This is a genomic window from Flavobacterium sp. (assembly GCF_031363805.1).
Taxonomy (GTDB): Bacteria; Bacteroidota; Bacteroidia; order Flavobacteriales; family Flavobacteriaceae; genus Flavobacterium.
Map to the genome: position 1 here is coordinate 1 of NZ_JANLVD010000247.1, position 9,936 is coordinate 9,936.

A 9,936-nucleotide genomic window follows, 5' to 3' on the forward strand; every position below is an offset into this window, starting at 1 on the left:
TATATTAAAAAGTATAACTAATATTTAGAGAATATCCTGTGCCTCTTTTAAATTCTCTTACAGTTAAGTCTTTCTCAATAATATTGATTTTACTTTCGTTTCCTAAAACTTTTCTGAATGAAGGATTTAAAATATTGTCAACTGCCATTTTTAAATCTATGTTTTTTGAAATTCTGCTTGACCAAACAAAATCTAATTTACTAAACGGCTTCTCATAGACATGATCCAATCCAGCTGTTCCTACAGCAAAAATTCTTTCTCCAGCAACACCATAAACCAGTGACATAGAATTTTTCATCTCTTCATTAAACTGAAAATCATATTTTAAGTCAGAGTTTATTAACCAGTTTGAAGCACCTTGAAGAGGTCTTTTGTTACTATTTTCTAGTGGGTTCTTTATCAAATTAACCTCAACATTAGTTTTCATTAATGAAGTATTAAACCCGAATGAAAACTTATCCAATAATGATGAAATTCTATTTAATTGCAGCGAAAATTCAAGTTCTACACCATACAAAAGAGCTCGTTTTGAGTTTTGATAGGTTGTTATTTGTCCACCACTACTAGCAGTAGGAATGAAAATACGTTCAATAGGATTTGTAATTTGTTTTCCAAAAACTCCAACAGCAATCATTTCATTAACACTTGGAAATAATTCATATTTTAAATCAATATTAATATTGTCACTGTTTTCAATATTTGGGTTACCAACTTCTACAGTTCCGTCTGGATTGATATATGTTATTGGCATTACCTCAATAGATGTTGGTCTTGTTAATGTTTTTGATCCTGCAAAACGAATGTTATTTTTGTCATTCAATACATACTTTACATTTAAAGAAGGCAATATATCTAGATTGTCTTTTTCGATTTTTTTGAATCTTGCGTCTGGAGCGTCAGTTGTAAACCTAAATTTAATTTCTCTTAAAGATTTTTCTACTCTAACACCACCATTTATTTCCCATTTTTCTCCAAAATTAAAAAAAGCATTAGCGTATCCAGAATTTATATTTTGAAATAATTTTGTTCTAAAATCGGCTGTTGATTCCTCTCCAAAACGTACCAATCCGGAGTTTATATTAGAATCTAATATTTCATCAATGTTGTTTATATTTGTAGTAAATGACGTGGAAAATAGTGGTCTACCAAAAACAAATCGATAAGTAGATATTTCTTCGTTGCTAAATCCATTGTAACCAAAAGATAATTTATTTGATTTCCCGTTTGTTTTTTCTTTAAATTTCAAATTATATTCAACCATACTCGAAAAAAATCGATTTCCAGAAATATCCAAAAACTGACGAATAAAATTATTACCTCCAAATGATAGCAAGTAATCATTATCATTTAACTTTTCTCCCCTTATAAATTTTCTATCTGGTTGTCCAAAGGAAGTTTTACTATATGAAAATCCGCCATTTATAGTATGATTTCCATTTTCAGTAATGTCATAATTTGCTAAAACCTGATTGTTCCAATATTTTGATTCTTCGAATTTATTTTCTCTAATAAACAGATTTTCTTTGACAGATATATTTCCAATATCTCCCAACTGATCTTGTATAATACTTGCTGTAGATTTTAATAAAAAAGAATTTATAGCAATTCCAAAACGTTTAGACTTGTACTTTAAGCCGGCCAATCCAGAAAAAGTTGTATTGTAACTATATTTTGAAGTAAATAAATTATTATCATAATCACCTTGACCAATAAAAAAAGTTCTATCGACTCCTTTTTGAATTTGATATTTATTATCCGCATTTACAGAAAAAATATAACTAATATTTCTTTCTTCATTTATACTGAATTTTTCTGAATGCAAAAATCCTATACTATTATTAATGGGTGAACTTGAATTGTTAACATCCCAAGAATTTTGTTTAGCCGATTCATTATACTGTTCAACACTTAAGAATTTGCTGGAAGGAAGTTTCCCGAAAGCTTCTGGCAGTTTTCTATCTTTACCTATAAAACCCAAAAAACCCTGAGTTGTATTGGCATTTTCAGAAATCAAAAAATCTTCATTATTATTACCTGTTACATAACCAAAACCTGTTGTCAATTTCGTAATACTTGATCTTGGTTGGGCAGTTTCTATATTAATAGTTGCTCCTGCAAAATCGCCAGATATATTAGGATTAAAGGTTTTATACACATTCAAAACGCCTACAATATCCGTAGGAAATAAATCCAGTGGCACAATTTTTTTAAAAGGACTACTTGAAGGTGCTTGCAAATCGTTAATCAATAAATTATTATATCTTTCTTCTAAACCACGAACAAATAAACCTCTGCCATCGACTTTAGAAATTCCTGTTATTTTTGTCAGTCCACTTTCTACATTACTCACTCCTTTTCGAGCCATTTCTTGCGCGCCAATACTTTGTTTAATTTCAACTGCTTTTTTCTGATCTAATAATAATGCAGTTTCTTTTTCACGGCTTATTGTTGCCTTAACCACCACATCTTTCATAGTAACACTTCCTGAACCTATAGATTGATTGATGGTTTTTTTCTCGCCTTCCATAACTATAAAAGGGATTTCTTTTGAAACATAACCTAGAAAACTAAATACTACAATATGATTTCCTGCTGGAATATCAATTGCATATTTTCCATCCATATCTGTTGTAGCTCCTGTGGAAGTTCCTTTTATAGTTACATTTGCAAATGGTAAAGCTTCGTCTTTAAGATCTTTATCGGTTACTATTCCAGATATTGTTGCGTTTTGAGCAAATGAGAATAATGTAAAAAATACTGCTAAAATTGATAGTTTAATTTTCATGTAGTTGCTTTATTGAATTCTTGCGCAAAGGAACTGCTATAATGTAAAGTTGGTGTTAGCCATAGGTTACGATTTGGTTTTTATAGTGTTATATTAACGTTATGAGATTAAATTTTTGTAACTAATTTATTTTACTTTAAATTATAATTACATTTACATCATAATAATGTTATTATTGCCTTTATGAAAAAAAAAGACATCAAGATTTTATTGGTTGACGACGAAGCCGATATTCTAGAAATTGTAAGCTACAACTTATCGCAAGAAGGATACCAAGTATTTACAGCAGAAAACGGAAAAATAGCAGTTCAAAAAGCAAAAAAACACATTCCACATCTTATAATTATGGATGTAATGATGCCAGAAATGGACGGAATGGAAGCCTGCGAAATCATTAGAAAAACACCCGAACTAAGCCAAGTAATTATTACCTTTTTAACGGCTAGAAGCGAAGATTACTCTCTTGTAGCTGGTTTTGATGCTGGAGCGGATGACTACATTACCAAACCTATTAAACCAAAGGTCTTAGTCAGCAAAGTAAAAGCCTTACTTCGCCGATTAAAAGATGACAATGTTGCTACTGAGAACTTAAATGTTGGCGATATAATTATCAATCGCGAGGAATACAAAATTGTCAAAGATGGCACGGAAATTATTTTGCCTCGTAAAGAGTTTGAACTGTTTTATTTATTAGCATCCAAACCTGGAAAAGTGTTTAAAAGAGAAGAAATTCTTGACAAAGTTTGGGGCAGTGAAGTGGTTGTTGGTGGCAGAACAATAGATGTACACATTCGTAAACTGAGAGAAAAAATAGGAGAAGATTTGTTTAAAACCATCAAAGGTGTTGGCTATAAATTTGAAGTATAAATGAGTTTAAGTTTTAGAAAAACATATAAATTTGCAGTAAAATCAGCTATATATATTACTATTTTTTCTTCTAGCTTGGTTGGAATACTTACTTATTTGTTTTTCGAATTTTCTTGGCTTTTTATTCTAATCTTCACTTTTTTAATTGCTATATTCTCCTTTTTTATGTTACAATACCGAGTCGAAAGATTTATTTACAGACGTGTAAAAAAAATATATGACGACATTTCTTTTCTAGATTCTACTTCGTTTAGAAATCAACCTATAACTACAGACATGGCTACATTGACCAAACAGGTTAAAAAGTTCGCCACCGATAAAAAACTCGAAATTGAAATGTTAAAAGACCGCGAAGAATACCGCCGCGAATTTTTGGGCAATGTTTCTCATGAATTAAAAACGCCACTTTTTACTGTTCAAGGCTACATTTCGACATTGCTTGATGGCGCCATGGAAGACAAAAAAATAAGAAAAAAATATTTGGAACGTGCAGACAAAGGTGTGGAACGTTTGGTTTATATTGTAGAGGATTTGGATATGATTTCTAAACTAGAAATGGGCGATGAAAGCATGGAAATGGTGGAGTTTGATATTGTAGAACTCACTCAAAATGTAATGGATTTGCTAGAAATGAAAGCAAACAAAAAAGAAATTACACTCAATTTTGATTCCAAATATTTTCGCCCAATATTGGTTTTTGGAGATTATGAAAAAATTCAACAAGTGGTCATGAATCTTATGGTAAATTCTATAAAATATGGAAAATTTGGCGGTTCAACTGAAGTAGGCATTGAAGATTTAACAAATAATAAAGTCATAGTAAGAATCACAGACAATGGAGAAGGAATCGAAAAACAAAATATTCCACGCCTTTTTGAACGTTTTTATAGAGTCGATAAAAGTGGTGCCCGATCTGAAGGTGGCTCTGGACTTGGTTTATCTATAGTAAAACATATTATTGAAGCACACGACGAAAAAATATATGTTGAAAGCACTTTTGGTGCTGGATCTGAATTTTCTTTTACTTTAGAAAAAGTTGAAACAGCTCTTTCCAAGTAACTACGGTTTTAAAATCGGTTAATCCTTTGTACAAATCAATTTCCAAAAGTTTATTGACTTCAAACTTTTCTTGTTTGCAATAAGGAACCAAGCCTTCTTTTTTTAGTTTTTTGGCCAAGTATTCTTGTTCGTATTGTCCTGGAGTTGGTATAAAAAATGCTTTTTTTCCCAATTGTGCCAAATCCATAACAGTAGTATATCCAGAACGACATAAAATTTTATCACTTTGGTTGAAAGCAATTTCCAATTCTTCAGAATTCATATAATTGTAGAAAATAATATTTTCTTTTTCAACAACTGTTTGTTCAGCTTCAATTTTTCCTTTGATGAAAATAATTTTCCCGTCGTATTTTAATAATTCTAATGCTAGCTTTTCTTCCAAAAATGTTCTTTGAGGCTCTGGTCCTGATAATATAACCATTAAATCGTATTTTTTTTCTAATGGTTTTTTGTGCAATCTACTTAGTGGTCCTATATATTTTATGGCATCATAATGTTTGTCAAGATGACCTAAATCACCTGTCAAATTAGGTACTGTGTCTACATCTGGAACCCAACATTGGTCAAATTTTTTAATAATGTATTGGTGCATTTTGCTTGTAAGCCAAGTTGTGTTTCCAGTCATGACATTCAGTTGATGGGTTATAAAAACACAAGGCACTTTTTTGCTGCGAACACCCAATCTATTATCTGATATAATACCGATAAGGTTGTATTCTTTGATCCATTTTTTGACAACTTTCTTCTCAGAAACAATAGCTTCGAGCATTTTTGGACTATTGAAAAATATTTTAATCTTGAAAAAAAAGCCGTTTTTTGGATATTCTATATGATAAGATGGCAACTCCAATGATTGCAGATGTGGAAACTCTTTGCGCAAAATATCGAGTGCCACGCCATCTGAAGCTATAATAGGTGTAAATCCTTGTGATTCCAATGCTTTTATTATAGGTATGCAACGAGTTGCATGTCCCAAACCCCAATTTAATGGCGCTACTAAAATATTCTTTTTGATTTTTTCCAAGGTTTAAAATTGCATAAAGGTTGGTGAAATAACCCTGATTGAAGCGGAAATCCTGTACTTGCGATGTTTATAAATTTCTTTATAGTACTGAATTGCTCGCAAGTACAGATTGCAGCAAAAAGCAGGTGCAATGCCAGTTGATAAATGGAATGTTGTGTTCCAAATAAAAACTTTTACGTAAAGTAAATATAAAAAAATTTCTAGTCTTGTATATTTCCTTAATTTTACCAAAATATTAATTAAAAGTAGTGGGAAGTAAAAATAAATTGAAAAGATTTGGCGAAAATGAAACGTTTGTAAATGTTTTTCAGCCAACGCGGGAAGAAGTGGTTTCAAATTCATTTCCATTGAAAGGCAAATGGAATCAGGATTTTTTTAAAAATGACCATCCAATTGTTTTGGAATTGGGTTGTGGTAAAGGTGAATATTCTGTTGGTTTGGCAGAAAAATTTCCAGATAAAAACTTTGTTGGAATAGATATAAAAGGTGCGCGATTTTGGCGAGGTGCAAAAACTGCCGTTGAAACAGGATTGAATAATGTGGCTTTTGTGCGTACACAAATTGAATTGATCAATCATATTTTTGGTGAAAATGAAGTCGATGAAATTTGGATTACTTTTCCAGATCCTCAAATAAAATACAAGCGAACCAAACACCGAATGACCAATTCTGAGTTTTTGCAATTGTATAAAAAAATACTTAAACCCGATGGAATTATGAATCTTAAAACCGATTCAGAATTCATGCATGGCTACACTTTGGGTTTGCTTCATGGCGAAGGTCACGAGGTTTTGTATGCCAACCATAATGTATATGTGAACGAAGGAGCTCCAAATGAAGTGACTGAAATTCAGACATTTTACGAGAAACAATATTTGGATATTAACAAAGCAATTACGTATATTCGTTTCAAAATAAAATAATTATAACTTTGGTAACTGCAATACTTTTTCCGTTTTTATCGGGATTTTTAGCCTCTGCAATAGGAATTTTTCCGCCTGGATTAATCAATATGACAGCTGCAAAAATTAGTATTCAAGATGGAAGAAACAGGGCTTTAATTTTTGCTCTTGGAGCCTTAATTATCATATTTTTTCAAACACTAATTGCACTTATTTTTGCAGGTTACATTAACAGCCATCAAGAAGTTTTAATATTATTGAGAGAAATTGGTTTTGGAGTTTTCTCATTATTAACCATCTATTTTCTTTTCATTGCAAAAAAACCTGCAATTAAGAGTAAAGAAGTAAAAAAAATTAAAAGCAAAAAAAGCAGATTTTTCTTAGGAATGTTGCTTTCTGCGATTAATTTTTTTCCAATTCCATATTATGTTTTTGTAAGTATCAGTTTGGCATCGTTTGATTATTTTACCTTTGAAAAAAAATCAGTGTATACTTTTGTAATTGGCGTAGTCATGGGTTCATTTTTGGTTTTTTACAGTTACATTGCATTTTTTAAAAGAATAGAATCTAAAACAGATTTTATTATTAAAAATATGAACACTATTATTGGTTTTATAACTGGGATAGTTGCATTATTTACTGTTTTCAACATCATAAAATATTATTTTTAACTTTGGAAACTAATTTTTTTGAACGCGTTTATGCAGTAGCAAGACAAATTCCTTATGGAAAAGTTACGAGCTATGGCGCCATTGCAAAAGTATTGGGAACTGCACGTTCCGCTAGAATGGTAGGTTGGGCAATGAATGCTGCCCATAATTTGGAAGACGTTCCAGCTCACAGAGTAGTCAATCGAAAAGGACTACTCACAGGGAAACACCATTTTGAAGGAACCAATTTAATGCAACAATTGTTGGAAAGCGAAGGAATTATGGTTGAAGACAATCAAATTGTGGATTTTGAGAAAGTTTTTTGGGAGCCTGAAATGGAGTTATGAAAAATATTTACCGCCAATTCACTAATAAAAAATTTACAGTTGTAAAATTAATTGGCGAATTAGCGGTTATTTTTAATAAAACTTTATCAATACTCCATTAAACTTTGCAACTCCTAAACTTTGTAACTTTGTAACTTCTCCTTACATTTGCAATCTAAAATCAGTTTAAATAAAAATAACTGAAATACGATTCAAAAAAATGAAATTAGACAGAAAAGAAATTCTCAAAGCATTAGAAAATATATCCATTGCTGGCGAAGGAAAAAATATGGTCGAAAGCGGCGCAGTAACAAACGTAATTACTTTTGGGGATGAAGTTGTGGTCGACTTAGTACTTTCCACTCCAGCCATGCATATTAAAAAACGTGCAGAAGACGATATCCGAAAACTATTGCAAGATACTTTTTCGTCAGAAATAAAAGTAAAAGTCAACATTAAAGTTGAAACCCCAGAAAAGGCAAATGAGATAAAAGGAAAAGCCATCCCTGGAATCAAAAATATAATTGCCGTAGCTTCTGGAAAAGGCGGTGTAGGAAAATCGACTGTAACGGCAAACATAGCCGTAACTTTAGCCAAAATGGGATTCAAAGTAGGAATTCTAGACGCCGATATTTACGGTCCAAGTATGCCAATCATGTTTGATGTAGAAACAGAAAAACCTTTGTCTGTTGAAATCGATGGGAAATCAAAAATGAAACCTGTCGAAAGTTTCGAAATCAAAATATTATCCATCGGATTTTTTACCGCACCAAGCCAAGCTGTTATTTGGCGTGGACCAATGGCATCCAAAGCATTGAACCAAATGATTTTCGACGCACATTGGGGCGAACTTGATTTTATGTTGATAGATTTACCGCCAGGAACTGGCGACATTCACCTTTCCATCATGCAATCGTTGCCAATAACTGGCGCTGTAGTAGTAAGCACACCACAAGCAGTGGCTTTGGCCGATGCAAAAAAAGGAGTTTCTATGTTTTTATCGGATGCAATCAATGTTCCAGTTTTGGGAATTATCGAAAATATGGCCTATTTTACACCTGAAGAACTACCAAACAACAAATATTATATTTTTGGTAAAGAAGGCGCCAAAAATTTAGCTTTAGACCTTCAAGTTCCGTTTTTGGGTGAAGTTCCTATAGTACAAAGCATTAGAGAAGCTGGAGATTATGGCCGTCCAGCTGCGCTACAAACAGGTTCTGTAATTGAAACTATATTCGAAGAAATAACACGAAACGTAGTTCAAGAAACAGTGAATAGAAACCAAAATTTACCGGCAACAGAAGCTATTAAAATTACGACGATGGCAGGCTGCTCGGCAGTTAAAAAATAGATTATTCGATTTATAGATTATTCGATTACATTGTTTTCGAATAATCTATAAATCTAAAAATCCAAAATCTAAAAAAATGACAACAGAAGAATTAACATTAAACGTAGAAAAAGCACTTGAAGAAATTAGACCGTTTCTGAATTCCGATGGTGGCGATATCACTTTAATTTCGATTGAAGACGAAAAACATGTCAAAGTTCGCCTTGAAGGCGCTTGCAATTCTTGCAGTGTAAGCCAAATGACAATGCGCGCTGGTGTAGAAACTACCATTAAAAAATATGCCCCACAAATAGAAACTGTGGTAAATATTTTATAAATAAATTATCAATGTTAATTTATTTTAAAATTAATTTATAAAATTTGCATTTATAAATAACTTTTCAAATTTGTATCTTTGGTACATTAAAAAATAAAAAAATGTTTGGAATTGGTGGCGGCGAATTAGTATTTATCATTTTTATTGCACTCATGCTTTTTGGTGCCGATAAAATACCTGATATAGCAAGAACTATGGGCAAAATAATGCGCCAAGTTAAAGATGCTACAGACGATATTAAATATGAAATTACTAAAAGCGCAGAATCAAATGACATTGATTTGAAATCAATATCCAAAAACTTTACCAACGAAGTTGACAATATCAAGCAAGGTTTCAATAATGTTTTAACCGAAAGCGAAATCAAAAATACGTTGGATACAACATCTGTTACAGAGGATTTGACCTCAGAAATTAAAAAAACAAAAGAAGATATCGAAAATTTTACGGGACCTATCAAAAGACAATTGTAAATGCTCGAAAAAATAATCAATCTTGACAAGCAAATACTCATTTATTTAAATTCCTTAGGTTCTGAAACTTTTGATCCTTTCTGGCTTTTTATCACCAAACAATCAAGTTGGATTCCTTTTTTTATATTTCTATTAGTTTTAATTTTAAAAAAAATTGGCCCCAAACAAGCTATTATTTTAATT

10 protein-coding genes are annotated in these 9,936 nt (G+C 31.7%); 8 read left to right on the forward strand and 2 right to left on the reverse strand.

The genetic code is table 11. The annotated features are described in order from the left end of the window. Positions 1–4: 4 nt before the first annotated feature. Positions 5–2,785 (reverse strand): TonB-dependent receptor domain-containing protein, encoded by a 2,781-nt coding sequence (locus RMN92_RS12835; protein WP_309609838.1) that lies wholly within the window; start codon positions 2,783–2,785, stop codon positions 5–7. A gap of 183 nt (positions 2,786–2,968) precedes the next feature. Between RMN92_RS12835 and RMN92_RS12840 the strand changes: the two genes are divergently transcribed. Continuing rightward, positions 2,969–3,652 carry a response regulator transcription factor gene (locus tag RMN92_RS12840; RefSeq protein WP_309609839.1) on the forward strand — a complete coding sequence of 228 codons (684 nt, stop codon included), beginning with the start codon at positions 2,969–2,971 and terminating at the stop codon, positions 3,650–3,652. Next, positions 3,653–4,711 (forward strand): ATP-binding protein, encoded by a 1,059-nt coding sequence (locus RMN92_RS12845; protein WP_309609840.1) that lies wholly within the window; start codon positions 3,653–3,655, stop codon positions 4,709–4,711. It begins immediately after the preceding gene. Here RMN92_RS12845 and RMN92_RS12850 read toward each other — a convergent pair. Beyond that, positions 4,674–5,726 (reverse strand): glycosyltransferase, encoded by a 1,053-nt coding sequence (locus tag RMN92_RS12850; RefSeq protein ID WP_309609847.1) that lies wholly within the window; start codon positions 5,724–5,726, stop codon positions 4,674–4,676. The two genes, RMN92_RS12845 and RMN92_RS12850, sit on opposite strands and share 38 nt — an antisense overlap. A gap of 257 nt (positions 5,727–5,983) precedes the next feature. Here RMN92_RS12850 and trmB point away from each other — a divergent pair, with 257 nt between their 5' ends. The 6 genes from trmB (at position 5,984) to RMN92_RS12880 (ending at position 9,753) form a co-directional block, all read left to right on the forward strand. Next, the gene (trmB, locus tag RMN92_RS12855) at positions 5,984–6,658 is read left to right on the forward strand and encodes a tRNA (guanosine(46)-N7)-methyltransferase TrmB (RefSeq protein WP_309609841.1); all 675 of its coding nucleotides are present in this window, start codon (positions 5,984–5,986) and stop codon (positions 6,656–6,658) included. 8 nt (positions 6,659–6,666) lie between these two features. Next, positions 6,667–7,308, forward strand: a complete 642-nt coding sequence (locus RMN92_RS12860; protein WP_309609842.1) for a LysE family transporter — start codon at positions 6,667–6,669, stop codon at positions 7,306–7,308. A gap of 2 nt (positions 7,309–7,310) precedes the next feature. Continuing rightward, positions 7,311–7,634, forward strand: a complete 324-nt coding sequence (locus tag RMN92_RS12865) for an MGMT family protein (protein ID WP_309609843.1) — start codon at positions 7,311–7,313, stop codon at positions 7,632–7,634. A 199-nt stretch (positions 7,635–7,833) separates the two neighbouring features. Beyond that, the gene (locus RMN92_RS12870; protein ID WP_309609844.1) at positions 7,834–8,964 is read left to right on the forward strand and encodes an Mrp/NBP35 family ATP-binding protein; all 1,131 of its coding nucleotides are present in this window, start codon (positions 7,834–7,836) and stop codon (positions 8,962–8,964) included. 76 nt (positions 8,965–9,040) lie between these two features. Beyond that, a complete protein-coding gene (locus RMN92_RS12875) occupies positions 9,041–9,280 on the forward strand; it encodes a NifU family protein (RefSeq protein WP_309609845.1) in 240 nt (79 codons plus the stop codon). Between the two features lie 101 nt (positions 9,281–9,381). Beyond that, complete coding sequence (locus RMN92_RS12880) at positions 9,382–9,753, forward strand: twin-arginine translocase TatA/TatE family subunit (protein WP_309609846.1); 372 nt, start codon at positions 9,382–9,384, stop codon at positions 9,751–9,753. The last annotated feature ends 183 nt before the right edge of the window (positions 9,754–9,936 follow it).

What these genes read in the sequence shown, in the direction of transcription:
- RMN92_RS12835 (WP_309609838.1), bottom strand. Translation starts at nt 2,785, where the DNA reads ATGAAAATTAAACTATCAATTTTAGCAGTATTTTTTACATTATTCTCA.
- RMN92_RS12840 (WP_309609839.1), top strand. Translation starts at nt 2,969, where the DNA reads ATGAAAAAAAAAGACATCAAGATTTTATTGGTTGACGACGAAGCCGAT.
- RMN92_RS12845 (WP_309609840.1), top strand. Translation starts at nt 3,653, where the DNA reads ATGAGTTTAAGTTTTAGAAAAACATATAAATTTGCAGTAAAATCAGCT.
- RMN92_RS12870 (WP_309609844.1), top strand. Translation starts at nt 7,834, where the DNA reads ATGAAATTAGACAGAAAAGAAATTCTCAAAGCATTAGAAAATATATCC.
- RMN92_RS12875 (WP_309609845.1), top strand. Translation starts at nt 9,041, where the DNA reads ATGACAACAGAAGAATTAACATTAAACGTAGAAAAAGCACTTGAAGAA.
- RMN92_RS12880 (WP_309609846.1), top strand. Translation starts at nt 9,382, where the DNA reads ATGTTTGGAATTGGTGGCGGCGAATTAGTATTTATCATTTTTATTGCA.